The sequence below is a fragment of the Curtobacterium sp. MCPF17_003 genome (assembly GCF_003224385.1).
GTDB lineage: Bacteria > Actinomycetota > Actinomycetes > Actinomycetales > Microbacteriaceae > Curtobacterium > Curtobacterium flaccumfaciens.
Window position 1 is genome coordinate 78,208 of record NZ_QKLC01000003.1, and the last position, 21,679, is coordinate 99,886.

18 protein-coding genes are annotated in these 21,679 nt (G+C 71.2%); 13 read left to right on the top strand and 5 right to left on the bottom strand.

Annotated elements, in window-relative coordinates:
- Window positions 1-2 precede the first annotated feature (2 nt).
- Window positions 3-1,622 (bottom strand): ABC transporter substrate-binding protein, encoded by a 1,620-nt coding sequence (locus tag DEJ30_RS04385; protein WP_110859218.1) that lies wholly within the window; start codon window positions 1,620-1,622, stop codon window positions 3-5.
- Between the two features lie 32 nt (window positions 1,623-1,654).
- On the opposite strand from DEJ30_RS04385, the gene DEJ30_RS04390 reads away from it, so the two are divergent.
- On the top strand, window positions 1,655-2,254 hold the full coding sequence (locus DEJ30_RS04390) for a TetR family transcriptional regulator (RefSeq protein ID WP_110859219.1): 600 nt from the start codon (window positions 1,655-1,657) through the stop codon (window positions 2,252-2,254).
- 468 nt (window positions 2,255-2,722) lie between these two features.
- On the opposite strand, the gene DEJ30_RS04395 is transcribed toward DEJ30_RS04390, so the two are convergent.
- Window positions 2,723-3,745, bottom strand: a complete 1,023-nt coding sequence (locus tag DEJ30_RS04395; protein WP_110859220.1) for a cation diffusion facilitator family transporter — start codon at window positions 3,743-3,745, stop codon at window positions 2,723-2,725.
- A gap of 244 nt (window positions 3,746-3,989) precedes the next feature.
- Between DEJ30_RS04395 and ileS the strand changes: the two genes are divergently transcribed.
- From ileS to DEJ30_RS04420, 5 genes are read left to right on the top strand one after another with little or no spacing between them, the layout of a single operon-like run.
- Entirely contained in the window at window positions 3,990-7,247 is a 3,258-nt protein-coding gene (gene ileS / locus DEJ30_RS04400; protein ID WP_110859221.1) for an isoleucine--tRNA ligase, read from the top strand.
- A complete protein-coding gene (locus DEJ30_RS04405; protein WP_181420001.1) occupies window positions 7,244-8,797 on the top strand; it encodes a folylpolyglutamate synthase/dihydrofolate synthase family protein in 1,554 nt (517 codons plus the stop codon). Before ileS ends, DEJ30_RS04405 begins: the two co-directional genes overlap by 4 nt.
- On the top strand, window positions 8,794-9,210 hold the full coding sequence (locus DEJ30_RS04410) for a DUF4233 domain-containing protein (RefSeq protein WP_110859222.1): 417 nt from the start codon (window positions 8,794-8,796) through the stop codon (window positions 9,208-9,210). The genes DEJ30_RS04405 and DEJ30_RS04410 overlap by 4 nt, the downstream gene beginning before the upstream one ends.
- 35 nt (window positions 9,211-9,245) lie before the next feature.
- Window positions 9,246-9,665, top strand: coding sequence for a nucleoside-diphosphate kinase (gene ndk, locus DEJ30_RS04415; RefSeq protein WP_110859223.1), 420 nt, complete (start codon window positions 9,246-9,248; stop codon window positions 9,663-9,665).
- Window positions 9,666-9,679: 14 nt separating this feature from the next.
- Window positions 9,680-10,528: a thioredoxin domain-containing protein gene (locus DEJ30_RS04420; protein WP_110859224.1), complete on the top strand. Its 849-nt coding sequence runs from the start codon at window positions 9,680-9,682 to the stop codon at window positions 10,526-10,528.
- Window positions 10,529-10,645: 117 nt separating this feature from the next.
- Here the strand turns inward: DEJ30_RS04420 and DEJ30_RS04425 are convergent, their stop codons facing one another.
- The gene (locus tag DEJ30_RS04425) at window positions 10,646-11,509 is read right to left on the bottom strand and encodes a thioredoxin domain-containing protein (RefSeq protein ID WP_110859225.1); all 864 of its coding nucleotides are present in this window, start codon (window positions 11,507-11,509) and stop codon (window positions 10,646-10,648) included.
- Window positions 11,510-11,540: 31 nt separating this feature from the next.
- Window positions 11,541-12,143: a vitamin K epoxide reductase family protein gene (locus tag DEJ30_RS04430; protein ID WP_258369814.1), complete on the bottom strand. Its 603-nt coding sequence runs from the start codon at window positions 12,141-12,143 to the stop codon at window positions 11,541-11,543.
- A 348-nt stretch (window positions 12,144-12,491) separates the two neighbouring features.
- Between DEJ30_RS04430 and DEJ30_RS04435 the strand changes: the two genes are divergently transcribed.
- Both DEJ30_RS04435 and DEJ30_RS04440 read left to right on the top strand, forming a co-directional pair.
- Window positions 12,492-15,464 (top strand): Rne/Rng family ribonuclease, encoded by a 2,973-nt coding sequence (locus tag DEJ30_RS04435; RefSeq protein ID WP_110859227.1) that lies wholly within the window; start codon window positions 12,492-12,494, stop codon window positions 15,462-15,464.
- A gap of 1 nt (window position 15,465) precedes the next feature.
- Window positions 15,466-16,296, top strand: a complete 831-nt coding sequence (locus DEJ30_RS04440; protein WP_110859228.1) for a hypothetical protein — start codon at window positions 15,466-15,468, stop codon at window positions 16,294-16,296.
- Between the two features lie 109 nt (window positions 16,297-16,405).
- Here the strand turns inward: DEJ30_RS04440 and DEJ30_RS04445 are convergent, their stop codons facing one another.
- Window positions 16,406-16,678 carry a DUF4031 domain-containing protein gene (locus DEJ30_RS04445; protein ID WP_110859229.1) on the bottom strand — a complete coding sequence of 91 codons (273 nt, stop codon included), beginning with the start codon at window positions 16,676-16,678 and terminating at the stop codon, window positions 16,406-16,408.
- A gap of 180 nt (window positions 16,679-16,858) precedes the next feature.
- On the opposite strand from DEJ30_RS04445, the gene rplU reads away from it, so the two are divergent.
- From rplU to DEJ30_RS04470, 5 genes are all read left to right on the top strand, one after another.
- Complete coding sequence (gene rplU, locus DEJ30_RS04450) at window positions 16,859-17,167, top strand: 50S ribosomal protein L21 (RefSeq protein ID WP_027464715.1); 309 nt, start codon at window positions 16,859-16,861, stop codon at window positions 17,165-17,167.
- Between the two features lie 12 nt (window positions 17,168-17,179).
- Entirely contained in the window at window positions 17,180-17,431 is a 252-nt protein-coding gene (rpmA, locus tag DEJ30_RS04455; protein WP_017885976.1) for a 50S ribosomal protein L27, read from the top strand.
- Between the two features lie 103 nt (window positions 17,432-17,534).
- Window positions 17,535-19,097: a GTPase ObgE gene (gene obgE / locus DEJ30_RS04460; RefSeq protein ID WP_110859230.1), complete on the top strand. Its 1,563-nt coding sequence runs from the start codon at window positions 17,535-17,537 to the stop codon at window positions 19,095-19,097.
- Between the two features lie 7 nt (window positions 19,098-19,104).
- The gene (gene proB, locus DEJ30_RS04465; RefSeq protein WP_217499638.1) at window positions 19,105-19,923 is read left to right on the top strand and encodes a glutamate 5-kinase; all 819 of its coding nucleotides are present in this window, start codon (window positions 19,105-19,107) and stop codon (window positions 19,921-19,923) included.
- A gap of 451 nt (window positions 19,924-20,374) precedes the next feature.
- Window positions 20,375-21,640 carry a glutamate-5-semialdehyde dehydrogenase gene (locus DEJ30_RS04470; RefSeq protein WP_110859231.1) on the top strand — a complete coding sequence of 422 codons (1,266 nt, stop codon included), beginning with the start codon at window positions 20,375-20,377 and terminating at the stop codon, window positions 21,638-21,640.
- Window positions 21,641-21,679 lie beyond the last annotated feature (39 nt).

The window sequence follows — 21,679 nt, forward strand, 5'->3', positions numbered from 1 at the left end:
GGTCAGCGGTCGATCCAGGCGGTGCCGAACCAGGGCGTCGAGACCGGGGTCGTCTGGATGCCGTGCACGGCCGAGCGCACCAGGAAGTGGTTCTGCTGGTCGTACAGGGGGAGCACCGTGCCGCTCGCCAGGATCGCTTTCTGGGCCTGCTCGTACAGGTCGGCGCGCTCGTCGGCGTCCGAGGTGCGGGCGGCCCGCTCGAGCAGCCGGTCGAGCGCGGGGTCGTCGAGCTGGGCGAGGTTCGCGAAGTAGCCGGACGGTGCCGGTTCGATGCTCGCGCTCTCGTACAGGATGCGCAGGACGTCGGGGCCGACCTTCGTGTACGGGGCGCTGACGAGGTCGTACTCGTTCGCTGCGAGGGCGGCGTACCAGCTGGACAGGTCGAGTTCGTCGAGCACGACCTTGAACCCGACGGCCTTCTCGGACGCCTGGATCTGCTGGAACAGGCTGCGCTCGGCCGGCACCGACTGGTTCGTCGAGACGGGGAACGTCACGGTGAGCTGCTGGCCGTCCTTCTCGCGGATGCCGTCCGAGCCGACCTTCCACCCGGCGTCGTCGAGGAGCTGCTTCGCCTTGGACGGAGAGTGGTCGAACCGGCTCTTCTCCGAGTACGCGAGCGGCTCAGCGCTCGAGAGCACCGAGTACGAGCGCTTCGCGGTGCCGAGGAACAGCGACTGCAGGCCGGGGTCGATCTCGGCACCGGCGATGAAGGCCTGGCGCACCGCTTCGTCGCGGAAGACCCCGTGACCGGAGTTCAGCTCGAGCCGGTTCGAGGCGCCGGGGCGCGGGGCGTCGAGGTCGCGGATCGCTCCCTTCGCCGACGCGGCCTTGAGCTGGTCGGGCTGGGCGTTGTCGATCACGTCGACCTGGCCGGACTGCAGCGCGGCGTAGCGCGAGGTCGAGTCCGGCAGGAACCGCCACGTGATGCCGGACAGGCGCGGCTTCGTCGCCCCCCAGTAGTCGGTGTTCTTCGTCAGGGTGACGCGGTCGCCGTGCTTCCAGCCGGTGACCCGGAACGGGCCGGTGCCGACGGGGGACTCGCAGTTCGTCGCCTGCTCGCGCTCGAGAGCCTTCGGGGACTCCATGCCCACCCAGGGCTGCGAGAAGGACTCGAGCAGCGCGCTGTCCGGCCGGCTCAGCGTCAGCGTGACGGTGTGCTCGTCGGTGGCGGTCGCCTTCGTGATGGACTGCAGTGCCAGGTAGCCGGTGCTCGAGGCGGTGGCCGGGTCCTGCACGTGCTCGATGTTCGCCACGACCGCAGCGGCGTCGAACGGGGCGCCGTCGGTGAAGGAGACGTCGTCACGCAGGGTGAACGCCAGGGTCTTCCCGTCGTCGCTCGTGGTCCACTTCGTCGCGAGCTCGGGTGTCGGCTTGCCGTCCTCGAGCCCGACGAGCTCCTCGATGTACTGCGTCGCCAGGAGCGCCTGCGGGTAGTTGCCGCCGACGTGCGGGTCGAGGCAGGTCGGTTCGGCGTCGCCGGAGGCGTAGGTGAGCGTGCCGCCCGCGACCGGGGTGCTGCTCCCGGTGCTCGTGCCCGGTCCGCTGCAGGCAGCCAGGACGAGCAGGACCGCCGAGGCGCCCGCGACTGCGGTGAGGGTTTTCTGTACTGAGTCCAAGATCATGGCGGATCGAGTCTAGCGGTTTACTGGGGCCCATGGACGAACCGATCCGCCGCGGTGGCCGCCCCCGACGATCGAGCGCCGAGGTGCTCGCGGACGCCGCCGCCGAGCTCTTCCTCGAGCAGGGGTACGGACGCACCACGGTCGACCAGATCGCCGCCCGCGCCGGGGTCAGCCGCGCGACGTTCTTCAACTACTTCCCGGCGAAGGCCGACGTGATGTGGCTCGAGCTCGACGCCGCCGTCGCCGGGCTGCCCGGGTACCTCGCCGCGTCGACCGAGCCGAGCGTCGTCCGGGCCGTCGAGCAGGCGCTCCTCGCCGCAGCCCGTGCCCACGACCCCGAGCGGGTTCCGTGGGCCGTCGCGCAGGCCGAGGTGATGGGCATCGGGCCCGAGCTGGTGGCGGGCGCCGCGGTCCGGGTGACGGCGCAGCACGAGGCCGTCGCCGCCTTCGTCGCGGGCCGCACGGGGGAGCAGCCGCGCTCGCTCTGGCCGCAGACGGTGTCCGGCGCGATGCTCGGGGCCGCCGCCGCTGCGTTCGGGGTGTGGGTCACCGACGGGGTCGGCCGCCGTGCGCTCGTCGAGTACGTCGCGGCGGCGCTCACCCCGGTGGTCGCGGGCCTCGACGCCCGCTGACACGCCGGCGTTTCGCCGCGACGAGACGCGATCGTGTTGCGCGAAGGTCCTGACGCAAGACGCGGTCGTGTCGGCACCACGCCCCGTTCCCCGCGAGACGCCGCCGAATTCGGCGGCGTCTCGCGCACGTGGCGGCGTCTCGCGGTGACGCCGGCGTCTCGCGGTGACGCCGGCGTGATGCGCAGACGCAGACGCCGGCGTCGTGCGGTGGGCGCAGCCGGTGGCGGGCCGGGAGGCTCGTTGCGGGCTGGTGCCGCGCCTCCAGTCCGGTGGTGGGCCGCGTTCTCGTGCGCGCAACACGCCGGCGTCCTCGCAAGACGCCGCGCAGCTCGCGAGACGCCGCCACGTTCGGCGGTGTGTTGGCGACCTGGCGGCGTCAGCGGAACACGACGGCGTTTCTCGGCCAAGCCACGACCCTCCCGACCGCCCGAAGCTCGCCCGACGCCCACCCGTCCGGCCTCGGACGCGTCACTCCGTGCGCAGGGTCCCCGCACCGCCGGACGCCACGTCCGAAGCGGTGCCGTCCCGGACGACCTCGGGCACGTCGCCGTCGGTCGGCACCAGCGACTCGTCGCCCGGGTAGCTCAGGGTGAGGACGGCCTCCTCGATGTACGGGCTGTCCTCGAGCGACTTCTCCACGTCACGCAACCGCACCGCCACGTGCTCCTCGGTCTCGTTGCCCGTCAGGTCGACGGCCGCGACGAGGTACACCCGCGACGGCCCCACGAACTCCAGGTGCAGGTAGGTGACCCGCTCGACCTGCGACCGGCCCAGCAGCTCGACGAGCACCGCGTTCTCGAGCTCGGGGGACGTGCTCTCGCCGAGCAGGAACCGGCGGTTGCGGTCGATCAGGACGATCGCGACGACCCCCAGCAGCACACCGATCGCGATGGAGCCGAGCGCGTCGAAGACCGCCAGCCCGGTGACCTGGTGCAGGAACACCCCGAGGAACGCCACGACCAGGCCGATCAGCGCCGCCGCGTCCTCGGCGAACACCGCACGGAGCGTCGGGTTCGACGACTGCAGCACGTGCCGCAGCACCGGGACCTTGCGCTTGGTCGCGGCACCGTGCGCCTGCCGGTAGGCCTGCAGGAAGCTCGTGCCTTCGAGCAGGAACGCGACCCCGAGCACGACGTAGTTGAGCACGACGTCCTCGGCCGGCCCGGTGTCCCCGAACTCCGAGATGCCGTGGTAGATCGAGACGATCGCACCGGCCGTGAACAGGCCGAACGCGGCGAACATCGACCAGATGTAGGTCTCGCGTCCGTACCCGAGCGGGTGCGCGGTGTCCCGCTTCTTGCCGCCGCGTCGTTCCGCGACGAGCAGGAACACCTCGTTGCCGGTGTCCGCCCAGGAGTGCGCCGCTTCGGCCACCATCGAGGCCGAACCCGAGACGAGCGAGGCGATCGTCTTCGCGATCGCGACGAGCAGGTTCGCCCCGAACGCGATCAGGACGGTGACGAGTGACTCGGGGCGTTCTTCTGCGGCCATCACTCAAGCATGCTCCCGTCCGGTAAAGTCGTGTTCCAAGAGCGTCGATCCGGCCATCACCGGGGAGCTTCCGGAAGAACGCGGAGCGCATCAGCGCCTCCGTCAGTAGAACCGGGCGGGTTCGGGACCGTCACCACCCCCGACACAGAGTGGTCGCACAGCGCACGTTGGGCGGCAAACGAGGTGGTACCGCGGAACCTGCTTCCGTCCTCGTGGAGATTGAGCGAACCCACAAGGAGTCCCGGTGCCGTACCCGTTGAACGCCGATGCCGATGGCGTCGTCCCCTCGCCGAGCTTCCCCGCCGTCGAGCGGGGCATCCTCGCCTTCTGGAAGCGCGACGACACGTTCCAGGCGTCCATCGACGCGCGCGAGGGCTGCCCGGAGTGGACCTTCTACGACGGCCCGCCCTTCGCCAACGGCCTGCCGCACTACGGGCACCTGCTGACGGGCTACGCCAAGGACGTCTTCCCGCGCTACCAGACCATGCGCGGCAAGCAGGTGCACCGCCGCTTCGGCTGGGACACCCACGGCCTGCCCGCCGAGCTCGAGGCGATGCGCCAGCTCGGCATCACCGAGAAGCACGAGATCGACGCCATGGGTATCGACGTCTTCAACGCCGCCGCCAAGAAGTCCGTGCTGCAGTACACCGACGAGTGGCAGGAGTACGTCACCCGCCAGGCGCGCTGGGTCGACTTCGAGGACGACTACAAGACCCTCGACGTCACCTTCATGGAGAGCGTGCTCTGGGCGTGGAAGCAGCTCTGGGACAAGGGCCTGGCGTACGAGGGCTTCCGGGTCCTGCCGTACTGCTGGAACGACCAGACGCCGCTGTCCAACCACGAGCTGCGCATGGACGACGACGTCTACAAGATGCGCCAGGACCAGTCCGTCACGGTCTCGTTCCCGCTGCACGGCGACCGCGCTTCCGCGCTCGACCTGGCCGGTGTGCGTGCGCTCGCCTGGACGACGACCCCCTGGACCCTCCCGACGAACGCCGCCCTCGCGGTCGGCCCGGACATCGCGTACGCGGTCGTCCCGGCGGGCCCTGGAGGCGCGGCTGACGGTGGCGAAGCGGGTTCCGCCTCGTACCTCCTCGCGTCCGACACCGTGGCCGCGCACGCGAAGGAGCTCGGCTACGCCTCGGGCGACGAGGCGCTCGCCGCCGTCGCGCGCACGCTGACGGGCGCCGAGCTCGATGGCGTCGAGTACGAGCGCCTGTTCGACTTCCTGGCCGAGCAGGAGGGGTACGACAACGCCTGGCGCATCCTGGTCGCCGAGTACGTCGAGACCGGGGAGGGCACCGGCATCGTGCACCAGGCCCCGGCCTACGGTGCCGACGACCAAGAGGTCTGCGCAGCAGCCGGCATCCCCGTCGTGCTGTCGCTGGACGAGGGCGGCGTCTTCACGTCCCAGTTCGGCGAGGTCGCCGGGATGCTCTGGTCGGACGCGAACAAGCCGCTGACGAAGGCCGTCCGCGACGCCGGGCGACTGCTCCGCCAGGCGTCCTACGAGCACAGCTACCCGCACTGCTGGCGGTGCCGGAAGCCCCTCATCTACAAGGCCGTCTCGTCGTGGTTCGTCCGCGTCACCGAGCTCCGCGACCGCATGGGCCAGCTCAACCAGGACATCAACTGGGTGCCGGACAACGTCAAGGACGGCCAGTTCGGCAAGTGGGTCGGCAACGCCATCGACTGGTCGGTCTCGCGCAACCGCTACTTCGGCACGCCTATCCCGGTGTGGCAGTCCGACGACCCCGAGTACCCGCGCACCGACGTGTACGGCTCGCTCGCCGACATCGAGCGCGACTTCGGCCGCCTGCCGCTGAACGGCGAGGGCGAGGTCGACCTGCACCGCCCGTTCATCGACGATCTGACGCGGCCGAACCCCGACGACCCCACGGGCAACTCGACGATGCGCCGGATCACCGACGTGTTCGACGTGTGGTTCGACTCCGGGTCGATGCCGTACGCCCAGGTGCACTACCCGTTCGAGAACCGGGAGTGGTTCGAGTCGCACAGCCCGGCCGACTTCATCGTCGAGTACATCGGGCAGACGCGCGGCTGGTTCTACGTCATGCACGTGCTCTCCACCGCGCTGTTCGACCGACCGGCGTTCCGGAACGTCATCAGCCACGGCATCGTCCTCGGCTCGGACGGCCAGAAGATGTCCAAGTCGCTCCGGAACTACCCGGACGTCTCCGAGGTCTTCGACCGCGACGGCGCCGACGCCATGCGCTGGTTCCTGATGTCCTCGTCGGTGATCCGCGGCGGCAACCTCGTCGTCACCGAAGAGGGCATCCGCCAGGGCGTCCGCGAGTTCATGCTGCCGCTGTGGTCGACGTACTACTTCTTCACCCTGTACGCGAACGCCTCGGGTCCCGACGGGTACCGGGCCCAGCGCCGGACCGACTCGACCGACGTGCTCGACCGGTACCTGCTCGCGAAGACCCGGGTCCTCGTCACCGACGTCCGGACGCACCTCGAAGCGCTCGACACCCCGCTCGCTGCCCAGGCCGTCCGCGACTTCGCCGACGTGCTGACGAACTGGTACGTCCGCCGCTCGCGCGACAAGTTCTGGACCGGGGCCGACGCGGACGCCGGGGTCGAGACCCGCGCGGCGTTCGACACGCTGTACACCGTGCTCGAGACCCTGACCCGGGTCGCCGCCCCGCTCGCGCCGCTCGTCACCGAGGAGATCTGGAAGGGCCTGACCGGTGGGCGCAGCGTCCACCTGACGGACTTCCCGGACCCCGACGAGTTCCGCGCCGACGACGCCCTCGTCGACGCGATGGACCGCGTGCGCGACGTCGCCTCGAAGGGGCTGGCGCTCCGCAAGGCCACGGGCAAGCGCGTCCGGCTGCCCCTCGCCACGCTGACCCTGGTGGTGCCGGACCCGGCGGCGGTCGAACCGTTCGCCGACATCCTGCGCGACGAGCTCAACGTGAAGCGCGTCGTGCTCGAGGAGCAGGCCGAGGAGTCGCTGGCGCAGTACGGCATCGAGCGGAAGCTCACCGTGAACGCCCGCGTCGCCGGCCCCCGCATCGGCAAGCAGGTGCAGCAGGTGATCCCGGCAGCCAAGAAGGGCGACTGGACCGCGACCGACTCCGGCGTGACCGTCGGCGGCGTCGACCTGATCGAGGGCGAGTACTCGCTCGACCTCACCGTGGCCGACGCCTCGGTGGCCGTGGCGTTCCTCGACGAGGGCGGCTTCGTGGTGCTCGACACCGTGACCACGCCCGAACTCGAGGCCGAGGGGCTCGCCCGCGACGTCGTCCGCGCCGTCCAGCAGGCCCGCCGCGACGCCGACCTCGACGTCAGCGACCGCATCGCCCTGACCCTCCGGGTGGACGACACGGCCGACGGCGCGGTCCGCGCGCACCAGGAGCTCATCGCGGGGGAGACCCTGGCGACGAGCGTCGAGATCCTGCCCCTCGGGGCGGACGACACCACCACCGACGTCGGTGACGGTGCGAAGGTATCCGTGGAGGTAGCACGCGCATGAGTGACGACGACCAGTACGACGACCACGAGGCGAACGAGGAGTTCGTCGGACACGACGAGTTCGACGGCCGCGACGAGGACGGCATCCGGATCCCGGTCGGCCCCTCCGGAGACGCTCCAGCCGACGCCGTGCCCTACGGGGGCGACGACGACGAGGTCCGCCGCGTCGAGGCCGCCCTGTACGCCCGCATCGGTGAACAGGCCCCCGAGCGCCGGCTGACCGCCACCCGCCGCGCCGTCGAGCTGCTCGGCGACCCGCACCTGGCGTACCCGGTGATCCACGTGACGGGCACGAACGGCAAGACGTCGACCGCGCGCACCATCGAGAGCATCGTCCGGGCACACGGTCTGCGCACCGGTCTGATGACGAGCCCGCACCTGGTGTCGATCCGGGAACGCATCGTGGTCGACGGCCAGCCGATCGCGGCGGACCGGTTCGTCGAGAACTGGGACGACATCGCCCCGGTGCTCGAGATCACCGACCGCGAGCTCGCCGACAAGGGCGAACTCCCGCTGACCTTCTTCGAGGCGCTCACCGTGCTCGCCCTGGCGTGCTTCGCCGAGGCGCCGGTGGACGTCGCCGTGATCGAGGTCGGCATGGGCGGCGAGTGGGACTCCACCAACGTCGTGCAGAGCCAGGTGTCGGTGTTCACGCCGATCGCCATCGACCACGCGAAGCAGCTCGGTGCCACGGTGGCCGAGATCGCCCGCACCAAGTCGGGCATCGTCAAGCCGTCGTCCGCCGTGGTGTCGAGCCGGCAGGTCCCCGAGGCCCTCGCCGAACTCGAGCGCGCCGCCGAACTCACCGAGTCCACGCTGGCCGTCGAGGGCGCCGTGGGCCCCTTCGAGCCGGTACCTGACCGTCGCGAAGCGGCGGGCAGGCCGAGCTCGCAGGGATTCAGCGTCGTCGACGTCACCCCGGCCGTGGGCGGACAGCTCATCACCGTGCAGGGCATCGCCGGCCGCTACGACGACCTGTTCCTGCCGCTGTTCGGCCGGCACCAGGCCGAGAACGCCGCCGTGGCGATCGCGGCGGTCGAGTCGTTCCTCGGCCGCGGGGCCCAGGCCCTCGACGAGGACGTCCTGTCCGAGGGCATCGCCGGCACGACGAGCCCCGGTCGCCTGCAGCCCATCGCGACCGACCCGACCGTCGTCGTCGACGCCGCGCACAACCCGCACGGTGCGAAGGCCCTGGCCGAGGCGCTGCCGGTCGCGTTCCCGTCCGAGCACGTCGTCGGCGTCGTCGGGATCCTCGGAGACAAGGACGCCCGCGGGTTCGTCCGCGCGCTCAAGGACACCGTCGCCACGTTCGTCGTGACGCAGCCGCCGGGGGAGCGAGCGCTCGACGCGGACGAGTTCGCCCGGGTCGTCGTCGACGAGGTCGGCGAGGACCGCGTCGTCGTCGAGCCGTCCCTGGCGTCCGCACTGCAGGAAGCGCGCAGCCTGGCCGACGAGGCGGACGCCGAGGACGCCCTCGTGCTCGTCGCGGGCTCCATCGTGATGGTGGGCGCGGTCATGGACCTCGTGCACCGCGAAGGCGAGGCGAAGTGACGGACGCACCAGGGGCCTCCCGGCCGGGCCGCGCACCGCGCACCCGGAAGCCGCGCCGCGAACGCGGGGCGCAGGAGAGCCTGCTCTCGATCACCCTGGTGCTCGAGGCGATCATGTTCTTCTTCCCCATGCTCGTCGTCTTCGGCAAGGGCACGCTTCCGCCCGCAGCGGCCTTCGGCGGCGGCATCGGCGCGATCATCGTCCTCGCAGCTGCCTCACGTCTGACGGGCAACCCCGCCGGTGTAGGGTTCGGGTGGCTGCTGCAGGCGGCCATCCTCGCCACCGGGTTCATCGAACCGTTCATGTTCGCGGTCGCCGTGGTGTTCCTGGCGCTGTGGGTCTTCTGCTTCGTCAAGGGCGGTCAACTGGACCGCCAGAACGCCGCGCGCCGAGCGGCCATGGGCGAGGACTGACCACCACATTCGACCCCGAACACAGGGAGTACTGCGTGTCCGACTTCGAAGAGACCCTCGTCCTCGTCAAGCCCGACGGCGTCGCCCGCCAGCTGACCGGTGAGATCCTCCGCCGGATCGAGACGAAGGGCTACGAGCTCGTCGACCTGAAGATGCTCACCGCACCGCGCGACCTGCTCGACGCGCACTACGAGGAGCACCAGGGCAAGCCGTTCTTCGAGCCGCTCGTCGAGTTCATGCAGTCCGGTCCGGTCGTCGCCGTGCGCGTCGCCGGCAACGGTGCGATCGCGGGCTTCCGCTCGCTCGCCGGCACCACCGACCCGACCTCGGCCGCGCCCGGCACCATCCGTGGTGACCTCGGCCGCGACTGGGGCCTCAAGGTGCAGCAGAACCTGGTCCACGGTTCGGACAGCCCCGAGTCGGCCGCGCGCGAGCTCGCGCTCTGGTTCGCCTGAGCGGCGGGCACGACGTGACGAACAACGACCGACCCACCAAGAACGAGCGGCGTCAGCACGCCCGAGAGGTCGCACGCCAGCGAGCCGACGCCGAGAAGCGCCGCAAGCGCCGCAACAAGTGGTTCCTGCAGGGCGGCATCGGCCTGGGCATCGTGGCGATCGCCGCGATCATCGCGATCGTCGTGGTGAACGTGAACAACGCGCCCGTGGTGTCCGCAGCGGGACCGAAGAACATGGCCACCGGGGCGATCCAGTTCACCGGCCAGGACGGCAAGGTCACCCCGGTGACCACGCCGGCCGTCTCCGCGACGGGCTCGGCCTCGCCGGTCCCGACTGCGAACAGCGACGGTGCCGTGACGGTCACCGAGTACGTCGACTGGGCCTGCCCGGTCTGCAAGCAGTTCGAGGCGGCCTACTCCGACCAGATCCTCGACAAGGTGAAGTCGGGCGACGTGACCTTGGCGATCCAGCCGGTGTCGATCCTCGACCGCAGCTACGCGGGCTCCCGCTACGCCAGCCGTGCCGCGAACGCCGCCATGTGCGTGGCGAACTACGCGCCGGACAAGTTCCTCGACGTGCAGACGCAGTTCTTCGAGAACCAGCCGGCCGAGGGCACCAAGGGCCTGACCAACTCCGAGATCGCGAAGCTCGTCAAGGCGGGCGGCGCGACAGGTTCGGACCTGTCCGAGTGCCTGTCGTCCGAGCAGTTCAAGGGCTGGGTGACGAAGTCCACGCAGGCCGTCACCACGAACGAGGCGCTCGCGGGAACGCAGGGCTTCGGCACGCCGACGATCGTCGTCGACGGCAAGCGCCTGGACGACCTGAGCACCGTCATCACCGCGATCGACGCCGCGGCGAAGTAACACTCTCCGAACGACCGACGGCCCTCGCTCCCATGCGGGAGCGGGGGCCGTTCGTCGTGCGGCGGGCGGGCGGTCGCGCGGTCGCGCGGCGAGGACGCGGCGGGACGGTGCGCGCGGCTAGGACGCCCTGCCGTGCTTCCGGACGAAGGCCGCGAACGCGTCGACGTCGGCGAGGGACGCCGCGCCGTCCGCGTTGTACTGCTGGCCGTCGACGATGATCGTCGGCGTGCTCGTGATCCCGTCGAGCGACGAGTTCGGCACCGGGTCGTTCATCGCCCGGTTGGTCGCGTCGGCGACCCACCCGGCGAAGTCCTGCCGGGTGATGCACGGTGTCACGGCCGGGTCCGTCGCCCCCGCTCCGCGCGCGAGGGACGCCAGCTCGTCGTTCGTGAGTCCGCGCGTGCTCTCCGAGGGCTGGTGTTCGTACAGCGAGCTGTTGAACGCCAGGAACGCGTCCGGGTCGTGGTCCGCCACGCAGGCGGCAGCCGCAGCCGAGCGGGTGGAGTACCGGGATCCGAGCGACACGCGGTCGAGCAGCCCGAGCGGATGCAGCTCGAGGGTCGCGGTGCCGTCCTCGACCCACTGCCGGATCCGGGACATCTGGGCCGTCTCGAACTGGTTGCAGTACGGGCACATGTAGTCCGCGTAGATCGTGATCGCGGTCTCGGAGCCGTCCTGCTCGGTCGGCGTCGGGGTCCCGCCGTCGGGCACCGCCCGCGTCTCGACGGGCACGATCCTGCCGTTGACCCCGGTGAGCAGGACGCCGTCGCTCGCCGTGTTGCGCGGCCCCGGACCGGCGGGCTGCACGGAGTTCGCGATCACCAGGACCACCACCGCGATCACCGCGAGGCCGCCGACGATGATCCCGCTGATGCCGAGTGTGCGGAGGCGGCGTCGGCGCGACTGCTCCGCCGCCCGTGCCGCTCGCGCGCGCTCACGTGCGGCGTCCCGGCGCGCCCTGCTGCTCTCGTTCTCGTTCATCGATCCCGAGCGTAGGGGCAGCGGGGACGGCTCAGAAGCTGGTGAGGACCGCGGGGAACTTGATGATGATCGTGACGATGATGACCAGGTAGTTCGCCAGCGCGAACGCCCAGCTGAAGGGCAGGAGCGACCGCCCGACACGCTGCGCTCCGGCGCCGAAGCGACCCTGGGCGGCGTTCCAGATCGTGAACACCCAGAACATCGGGATGGTCATCGACCAGACGAGCATGCACCACGGGCACAGGGCACCGATGACGAAGACGGTCTGCGTGAACAGCCAGGTCACGAACACCCACGCCAGGAGGACACCGGCGTTGAACGCGATCCAGAACCAGCGCGAACCGTTCCGGAACCCGGCGAGCAGCAGCACGGCGACGGCGATCGGCGCGACGAACCCCATGACGCCGAGCAGCGGGTTCGGGAACCCGAACAGGTGCCCCTGCCAGCTGGCCATCACGTCGGAGCAGTTGATGAACGGGTTCACGTCACAGCTCAGGACGGCCTTCGGGTTCTGGTACTTCGTGAACTCGTCCAGGACGAGCCGGAACGAGCCGAACAGGCCGACGATCCCGGTGACGAGCAGGAAGACCGCCATCGCGATCGGACGACGGGGGGCAGGTGCAGACGCGGTCACGCGGTCATCATCGCATGCGGGTTCCGGTGCTTTCGGGGTGTGGCATGCGATAATGCCTGGAGGTCGTGCGGCCAACCGCACACCGAAGAGAGCTTTCCGAGTGACGCCCCACCGGGCCGAACCCGGACGATCCGGTGCGGTGAGAGCGCACTGTGGTCGGGACAGCGTCACTCCGACGCCGAGCCGACCCGGGCCGGGTGCCCGGACCGGAACGGGCGCGGACGCAAGCGAAGTTGACGCAGACCGGTCACGAGACAGCGAGCGCGGGGGCGTCGACGCCGCCCGCCACAACTACAGAATTCCCGCCGCCCGAAAGGGTGCGAGTGGGGCCGAGGAGTGCACCAGTCCATGGTGGAGCAGAACAACGACAACACGACCAACGACGAGAACGCGCCGAAGCGCCGGAGCCGCCTGTTCGGCGGTCGCCGCGCCCGGTCGTCCGGCCAGGAGGCCCGTGGGGGCGCCGAGCAGGCACCCCACGCCGACGAGACCCTCGCGCTGACGGGCGGCGCTGACGCCCGTCCCGCGGCCAGCGTCGGGTCTCCCGACTCGCCGGATTCTCCCGATTCGCCGGACTCCCCGGCATCGCCCGTCGAGCCGACCGACACCGGGGCGGTCTCCGTCGCGGTCGAGGCCGTGGCCGACAGCGGTGCCGAGCCGCACGACGTGAGCACGCTGACCGGTGACCTGCCGGTCGTGACGGGCGACCAGCCGGGCACCGCGAGCGACGGGGCGGACGCGGACCGCGCCTCCCGTCCGGCCGATGCCGCACCGACGGCCGCGGCGAACGACGACGCCGCACCCGCCGACGAGCCGTTCGTGCCGAAGGCCACGAGCACGCTCAGCCTGATCTTCCACGCGCCGGTGCTGCCGGAGCTGCCGCAGCGCGCGCCCCGGTTCGAGCGCGATCGTGACCGCGACCGCGACCGCGACCGCGACGAGGACGACCGCTACGACCGCGAGGACCGCTTCGACCGCGATCGCGACCGTGACGACCGCGACGACCAGGGCGGCTCGCGCCGTCGCTCGCGTCGCCGTGGTTCGAGCGCCGACCGCGAGGCCCGCGAGCCGCGCGACCACCAGGAGCCGCGCCGCCGCGAGCCGGAGCTCATCACCGAGCCGCAGCGCATCAAGGGCTCGACCCGACTCGAGGCGAAGAAACAGCGCCGTCGTGACGGCCGCGACGCCGGACGCCGCCGTCAGGTGGTCAGCGAGGACGAGTTCCTCGCCCGCCGCGAGAGCGTCGACCGCCAGATGATCGTCCGCTCCAGCTCGTCGACGATCGAGATCGGCGTGCTCGAGGACGGCATCCTCGCCGAGCACTACATCACCAAGTCCGAGAACGTGTCGCTCATCGGCAACGTCTACCTCGGCAAGGTGCAGAACGTCCTGCCCTCGATGGAGGCGGCGTTCGTCGACATCGGTCGTGGCCGGAACGCCGTGCTCTACGCCGGTGAGGTCGACTGGAACTCCGTCGAGACCGGCAACCACGGTCGCCGCATCGAAGCAGCGCTCAAGCCGGGCGACAAGGTGCTCGTGCAGGTCACGAAGGACCCGGTCGGCCACAAGGGTGCCCGCCTCACCAGCCAGATCTCGCTGCCGGGTCGCTACCTGGTCTACGTGCCGAACGGCTCGATGAACGGGATCTCGCGCAAGCTGCCGGACACCGAGCGTGCCCGACTGAAGAAGATCCTGAAAGAGGTCCTGCCGGAGCACGCGGGCGTCATCGTCCGCACCGCTGCCGAGGGCGCGACCGAGGAGCAGCTCACCCGCGACGTGCAGCGCCTGACCAGCCAGTGGGAGGCCATCCAGAAGAAGGTCGCCGGCGGTCACGCCCCGGTGATGCTGCACTCCGAGCCCGACCTGCTCATCAAGATCGTCCGCGACGTCTTCAACGAGGACTTCACGAAGCTGATCATCGACGGCGAGGCCGCCGGCGGCACCATCGACGAGTACCTGTCGGCCGTCGCCCCGGACCTCAAGGACCGCGTCGTCCGGTACGAGGGCCCCGACTCGTTCGAGGAGTTCCGCCTCAACGAGCAGATCGACAAGGCGCTCGACCGCAAGGTCTGGCTGCCCTCCGGTGGTTCGCTCGTCATCGACCGCACCGAGGCCATGACGGTCGTCGACGTCAACACGGGCAAGTTCGTCGGGTCCGGCGGCAACCTCGAGGAGACGGTCACGAAGAACAACCTCGAGGCCGCCGAGGAGATCGTCCGGCAGCTCCGCCTGCGGGACATCGGCGGCATCATCGTCGTCGACTTCATCGACATGGTGCTCGAGGAGAACCGCGACCTCGTGCTCCGCCGTCTGGTGGAGTGCCTGAGCCGTGACCGGACGAAGCACCAGGTCGCCGAGATCACCTCGCTCGGCCTCGTGCAGATGACCCGCAAGAAGATCGGTGTCGGTCTGCGCGAGTCCCTCGACGAGGTCAACGCCAAGATCAACGACAACAACGCCGACCCGGGCCCGAGCAAGGGTCGTCGCAAGGGCCGTGGCGGGAACGGCAACGAGAACGGCCGGTCCGGCAACGGCGGGAACGGCAACGGGAACTCCGGTTCGTCGGGGTCGTCGAACGGGGCGTCCAGCCAGGCGCACCAGATCACCGACGACGTGAAGAACGCGCTGTCGCGGATCGCCGCCTCGACCCTGTCGCACGACGAGCAAGAGGCGGCAGCTGCTGCCGTGACCGCCACGGAGGCCGCGGCACCGTCGTCGGCCGACGCGTCGACCGGCACGGACAGCACGGGTGGCGAACAGCCGACCGGCTCGAAGCGTCGTCGTCGTGGTCGTGGAGGCCGCGGGGCTGACCAGCAGACCGGAGACCAGCAGAACGGCGAGCAGCAGGCCGCTGCACCGGCTGGGGCCACCGAGGCGCCGCAGGCACCTGCCGCCGAGCAGTCGGACGCACCGGAGTCCTCGGCCACCGCCGAGTCCGCCGTGGTCGTCGAGCCCGAGGCGCGCGCGCCGAAGGGCGCTGCTCCGGCCGTCACGGAGCCCGCGGCCGCACCGAAGGCGAAGGCCCCGGCCCGCCGTCGCGTGAGCTCGAGCGCCACCGTGACCCCGACCGACAACACCGTCGCGATCCTGGACATCCCGATCGCCGCGGCACCCAAGCGCGAGCCCCGCGCGGTCGCCCCGGACGCCGAGTCCCTGCTCGACTCGGTGCTCCAGGCGCTCCCGGAGCCGAAGCAGCCCGGACAGGGGCGCTCGCGCTCCCGCCGGGTCTCGTCGCCGAGCATCAGCGCTCCGGCCACGCCGACGGAGGAGCCGACCGACGACGCCGACGGCTCCGACGGCGCAGTGATCCTGGGGAACTGACGTGACGAACCCGGGCGACCCGCAGCAGCAGCGTGGGTACTACGGTGCGGGCTGGTCCCAGCCCGCACCGCCCGGCCCGGGTGCCCAGCAGCCCGGTGGCCCCGTGCCGCCGCAGCAGGGCGGTGTGCCGCAGTACGGGCGTCAGCCCGGTGCCGGCGCGCCGTACGCCCCACCGCGGCCGCCCCGTGCCCCGGCAGACCCGCGTCGGGCCTTCGCGCCCGGGGCATCGGTGACGAACACGGCCGGTGCGCTCATCGCCGTGGTGGCCCTGGTGCTCGTCGAGTTCGTGTCCGGGCTCTTCGGGCTGCTCGGCACCTCGCTCGTGGTCAGTCCGTTCCGGCACTACGGCGCCGGCACGAGCCTGCTCGGCAGCTTCACGACCGGAGTCTTCGTGGCGCCGTTCCCGTACTACGTCGGCGCGTTCCTGGCCCTGGCGTTCCTGACGCCGATCGACCGCCGCAGCCCGCTGCCGAGGCTCCTGCTCCGCGTGGTCCTCGCCGGCGCCGCTGGCACGGTGGCCCTGATGCTCGTCGGGGTCTTCACCGGGTCGCTCGGAGCGGCCACCGCCGGCGCTTCCCAGCTCGTCATCGACGTGCTCACGCGGCCGCTGCAGAACGGTCTGCCGTTCACCGTGATGCTCCTGGCGACCGCCACGGCGGCCTGGCTCTGGCTCGGTCGACCGCGCCGCGGACGAGGCACGTCGACGACCCCGGGCATGCCGGGCACCGTCCGACCCGCCGACGCGGTCCCGCCGTCGACGATCCAGCCGCAGCAGCAGCAGCCTCCGCAGCAGCCCCCGGCGAACCCCTGGGGCGGACCAGCGCCCCGCTGAGCCCGTTCCCGGCCCCTCGCACGCGCAGCCCTGCGAGCCGGCGGCGCGCCGTGCGAGGTGCCGCGTGGGGCGGACCCGCACCGGGCCTCCCGGCCGTCCTGAGGCGCTGTCAGAGGCCGCGCTTGTCGCGCTGCGCCACGCGCAGCCCACTGCGGATCAACCGCAGCACGAGCTCGCGACCGGTCACCGCCGAGGCGCCCGCGGCCACGAGTTCGTCGTACCGCGCGAGCGGGACGTCGTAGTGATCGTGGTCGAACGCACGGCGCGGCACACCTGCCCGCGCAGCGAACGCGTGGAGTTCCGCGTAGGATTCATCACTGACGAGGTGCGACCACAGTGTGTCGTGGGCGGGCCACGTCGGTGGGTCGATCAACACGGTCACCGTGCAATCGTACGGGTGTCGCCGTTTGACCGGACCCAGGGTGATCGAGTATTCTCGGTCCCTGGTGTCAGCGGGCCGTTCTGCCTGCGTCGCCGATCGGGCCCGGCCTTCCCGGGAGCCGCTCGTGCAGAAGTGGGCACCCGAGACTTCCCTCAAGCAGAGTTACGTAAGGATTTCCACGTGGTTTACGCAGTAGTGCGCGCCGGCGGCCGTCAGGAGAAGGTCGAGGTCGGCACCATCCTGACCATCGACCGTGCCAAGGCGGACGACAAGGGCAACATCGACCTCGCCCCCGTGCTCCTCGTGGACGGTGACAAGATCACGTCGGCGGCTTCCGAGCTCGCGAACGTGACCGTCACCGCCGAGGTGCTCGACGACCTCCGTGGTCCCAAGGTCATCATCCAGAAGTTCAAGAACAAGACCGGGTACAAGAAGCGCCAGGGTTTCCGCGCTGAGCTGACCCGCGTCAAGATCACCAAGATCGCGTAAGGGAGTCAACTCATGGCACACAAGAAGGGTGCGAGTTCCACTCGCAACGGTCGTGACTCGAACGCACAGCGCCTCGGCGTGAAGCGCTTCGGTGGCGAGGTCGTCAACGCCGGCGAGATCATCGTCCGCCAGCGCGGGACCCACTTCCACCCGGGCGCCAACGTCGGCCGCGGTGGCGACGACACGCTGTTCGCCCTCTCGTCCGGTTCGGTCGAGTTCGGCACCAAGGGTGGCCGCAAGGTCATCAACATCGTCAACGCGTAGTCGTTCGAACGACTGCAGCTGGAGGGGCGGGCCGAGTGCCCGCCCCTCCTTCGCTTTTCCCGCCGACGATCCCGTCGGCACAACGAAACACCAGGAGTGGACCATGGCGACCTTCGTCGACCGCGTGACCCTGCACCTCAGCGCGGGGCACGGCGGCAACGGCTGCGTGTCGGTCCGCCGTGAGAAGTTCAAGCCCCTCGCCGGGCCCGACGGCGGCAACGGCGGTGACGGCGGCGACATCGTGCTCGTGGCCGACCCGCAGGTCACGACGCTGCTCGGCTACCACCGTTCCCCGCACCGCTCGTCGAAGAACGGCCAGCCCGGCATGGGCGACCACCGCAGCGGTCTCAGCGGCGAGGTCCTCGAGCTCCCGATGCCCGTCGGCACCGTGGTGTACGACGAGTCCGGCGAAGTCATCGCCGACCTCACCGAGCCCGGCATGCGCGTCGTCGTGGCTCCCGGTGGACAGGGCGGCCTCGGCAACGCGGCGCTCTCCACCACGAAGCGCAAGGCCCCCGGCTTCGCGCTGCTCGGCACCGAGGGCTGGGCGGGGGACATCAGCCTCGAGCTGAAGACCATCGCCGACGTGGCCCTCGTCGGGTTCCCGAGCGCCGGCAAGTCCTCGCTCATCGCGGCCGTCTCCGCCGCCAAGCCGAAGATCGCGGACTACCCGTTCACGACCCTCACCCCGAACCTCGGCGTCGTCGAGTCCGGTGACACCCGGTTCACCGTCGCCGACGTCCCCGGTCTGATCGAGGGCGCGTCCGAGGGCAAGGGCCTGGGCCTCGAGTTCCTGCGCCACGTCGAGCGGTGCGAGGCGCTGCTCCACGTCATCGACTGCGCCACGCTCGACCCGGGCCGCGACCCGATCAGCGACCTCGACGTCATCCTCGGCGAGCTCGAGCGCTACCCGGTCCCCGAGGGCCAGGTGCCGCTGCTCGAGCGCCCGCAGCTCATCGCCCTGAACAAGATCGACGTGCCCGAGGCGCAGGAGCTCGCCGAGTTCGTCACCGCCGAGCTCGAGGGCCGCGGCTACCGCGTCTTCCCGATCTCCACGGCGTCCCGCAAGGGGCTCCGCGAGCTGACGTTCGCCCTGGCCGACATCGTCGAGCAGGCCCGCGCCGCCCGTGCTGCCGAGCCCGTGCCGGAGCGCATCGTGCTCCGCCCCCGCTCGGTCAACGAGAAGCCCTTCACCGTGCGCGCCGAAGGCGGCGAGGAGCACCGCTTCTACCGCGTCCGCGGCGCCAAGCCGGAGCGCTGGGTCCAGCAGACCGACTTCACGAACGAAGAGGCGATCGGCTACCTGGCGGACCGGCTCGCGAAGCTCGGCGTCGAGGACGGCCTGTTCAAGGCCGGAGCCGTCGCCGGCTCGACCGTCGTCATCGGTGGCGACGGCGGCATGGTGTTCGACTGGGAGCCCACGCTCACGTCGACCGCGGAGCTCATCACGAGCGCCCGTGGGACCGACGCCCGCATCGGCGCGACCTCGCGTCCGACCCGCAACGAGCGGCGCGAGGAGTACTTCGAGCGGATGGACGCCAAGGCGGCCGCCCGTGCCGAGCTCGAGCAGGAGCGCGTCTCCGGGCTCTGGGTAGACGACGACGTGGTGACCAGCGACCAGCTCGGCACCAGCGACCAGGTCGAGACCAGCGACCAGAAGGACTGACCGCGGCATGACCGACACGACCGCCCGCACCGACCTCGGACCCGTCACACGGCGCGAGGACATCCCGCGTGCGCGGCGGATCGTGGTCAAGGTCGGCTCGTCCTCGGTCAGCGGTGACGCCGCCGGCCAGATCGGCCCCCTGGTGGACGCTCTGGCGGCCGCCTACGGTCGAGGGACCGAGGTCGTGCTCGTGTCGTCCGGTGCGATCGCGACCGGGTTCCCGTTCCTCGGGCTCGAGGGGCGACCGGACGACCTCGCCACGCAGCAGGCGGCGGCCGCAACCGGGCAGAACGTCCTGATGTTCCGGTACCAGAAGGAACTCGACCGGCACGGTGTCGTCGCGGCGCAGATCCTGCTCACCGCCGGTGACCTGCAGAACCCCACGCACCGTGTGAACGCCCAGCGGGCCATCGACCGGTTGCTCGCCCTGCGCGTGCTCCCGATCGTGAACGAGAACGACACCGTCGCCACGCACGAGATCCGCTTCGGCGACAACGACCGGCTCGCGGCCCTGGTGGCTCGGCTGCTCGGGGCCGACGCCCTCGTCCTACTCTCCGACGTCGAGGCGCTCTACACAGCACCCCCGGAGCAGCCGGGCGCGACCCGCATCGACGAGGTGCCGTTCGGCGACGAGCTGGCCGGGGTCACCTTCGGCTCGATCGGCACCGCGGGCGTCGGCACCGGGGGAGCAGGGACCAAGGTCGCCGCCGCGCGGCTCGCGGCCGAGGCGGGCACCGCGGTGCTCGTGACCGACACGGCGCTGGTCGACCGCGCGCTGGCGGGCGAACACCTCGGCACCTGGTTCCACGCCGCGCCGCGTCCCTGACACGGCCCGCAGTGCGCCACGCCGCGCCGCGCCGCGCCGCGCCTCGCGGGTGGCACCGAGTGGTCGCGACTCCCCGTTGGGACGCGGTCGTGTGGTCGGGAACCGTCGCTGCGGGCGGCGCGGAGCGTCGATCTGCGACCGCTCGGCGGGCGGGGGACGACGTGTCGTGACCGCTCGGAGCGGCCGGTCGACGGGGTGGACGCGACCGCCTGGAGGCCCGGTGCGTGTCCGGGGACCGGTGGCGGGCCTCCAGGCGGTCGCGACTCCCCGTTGGGTCGCGGTCGTGTGGTCGGGAACCGTCGCCGCGGGCGGCGCGGAGCGACGATCTGCGACCGCTCGGCGGGCGGGGGACGACGTGTCGTGACCGCTGGGCGCGGCGGACCGGGCCTGGAGGCACGGCGAGCGTCCGGCACGCCCGTCACGAACCGGGGGACGGACCTACAATCGGTCCATGTCGTCGATCGCGCCCGCCCCGACCCTGACCGACAAGCTCGTGGCGGCACGGGCCGCCTCGTCGGCGCTCGCGACCGCGACGACCGCCGTCAAGGACGCGGCCCTCGGCGCGATCGCCTCGGCGGTGCGTGCCGCAACCGACGAGATCGTCGCCGCGAACCACGACGACCTCGTTGCCGGCGAGGACGGCGGACTCTCGTCCGGGCTGCTCGACCGGCTGCGACTCGACCCCGTCCGGATCGAAGCCCTCGCCGCCGCGGTCGAGCACGTCGTCGGGCTGACCGACCCCGTGGGGGAGCACGTGCGCGGGTCGCAGCTGCCGAACGGACTCCAGCTCACCCAGGTGCGCGTGCCGTTCGGTGTCGTCGGGGCCATCTACGAGGCACGCCCGAACGTCACCGTCGACATCGCCTCGCTCGCGCTCAAGTCGGGCAACGCCGTCGTGCTCCGTGGTGGGTCGGCGGCCCAGCACACGAACGCCGTGCTCGTCGCCCGGATCCAGGACGCGGTCGAGTCGGTCGGCCTGCCCCGCGACCTGGTGCAGACCATCGACGAGTTCGGGCGCGCCGGTGCAACCGAGCTCATGCGCGCACGTGGCCTGGTCGACGTGCTGATCCCGCGGGGGAGCGCCACGCTCATCCAGACCGTCGTCACCGAGTCGCAGGTACCCGTCATCGAGACCGGTGCGGGCGTCGTGCACGTGTTCCTCGACGCGTCCGCGCCGGAGCAGCGTGCGGTCGACATCGTCCTGAACAGCAAGGTGCAGCGGCCGAGCGTGTGCAACGCCCTCGAGACCCTCCTGGTGCACGAGGCCGCGGCCGAACGACTCCTGCCGGTGCTGGCCGACCGGCTGCGGGCGTCCGGTGTCACGCTGCGCGGCGACGACGCCACGCGGGCGATCGTGCCCGGGGTGCTCCGAGCCACCGAGGACGACTGGGCGACCGAGTCGATGGACCTCGACCTGTCGATCCGCGTCGTGCCCGACGTCGACGCGGCGATGGCGCACATCGCCCGATGGTCGACGCACCACACGGAGTCGATCGTCACGAACGACGTCGACACCGCCGAACGGTTCCTGGCGACCGTCGACTCGGCGGTCGTGATGGTGAACGCCTCGACCCGGTTCACCGACGGCGGCGAGTTCGGTTTCGGGGCCGAGGTCGGCATCTCGACGCAGAAGCTGCACGCGCGTGGTCCGATGGGCCTGCCGGAGCTCACGAGCACGAAGTGGATCGTGCGCGGCTCCGGGCAGATCCGCGGCTAGACTGAACGGCGTCTTTCCCCGACCGAACGGAGCACGAAC

Coding starts and splice junctions, on each gene's coding strand:
- proB (WP_217499638.1), top strand. CDS start 19,105: ATGACCGACACGACCGCCCGCACCGACCTCGGACCCGTCACACGGCGC.
- DEJ30_RS04395 (WP_110859220.1), bottom strand. CDS start 3,745: ATGGCCGCAGAAGAACGCCCCGAGTCACTCGTCACCGTCCTGATCGCG.
- DEJ30_RS04405 (WP_181420001.1), top strand. CDS start 7,244: ATGAGTGACGACGACCAGTACGACGACCACGAGGCGAACGAGGAGTTC.
- rpmA (WP_017885976.1), top strand. CDS start 17,180: ATGGCACACAAGAAGGGTGCGAGTTCCACTCGCAACGGTCGTGACTCG.
- DEJ30_RS04425 (WP_110859225.1), bottom strand. CDS start 11,509: ATGAACGAGAACGAGAGCAGCAGGGCGCGCCGGGACGCCGCACGTGAG.
- DEJ30_RS04390 (WP_110859219.1), top strand. CDS start 1,655: ATGGACGAACCGATCCGCCGCGGTGGCCGCCCCCGACGATCGAGCGCC.
- DEJ30_RS04435 (WP_110859227.1), top strand. CDS start 12,492: ATGGTGGAGCAGAACAACGACAACACGACCAACGACGAGAACGCGCCG.
- obgE (WP_110859230.1), top strand. CDS start 17,535: ATGGCGACCTTCGTCGACCGCGTGACCCTGCACCTCAGCGCGGGGCAC.
- DEJ30_RS04470 (WP_110859231.1), top strand. CDS start 20,375: ATGTCGTCGATCGCGCCCGCCCCGACCCTGACCGACAAGCTCGTGGCG.
- DEJ30_RS04385 (WP_110859218.1), bottom strand. CDS start 1,622: ATGATCTTGGACTCAGTACAGAAAACCCTCACCGCAGTCGCGGGCGCC.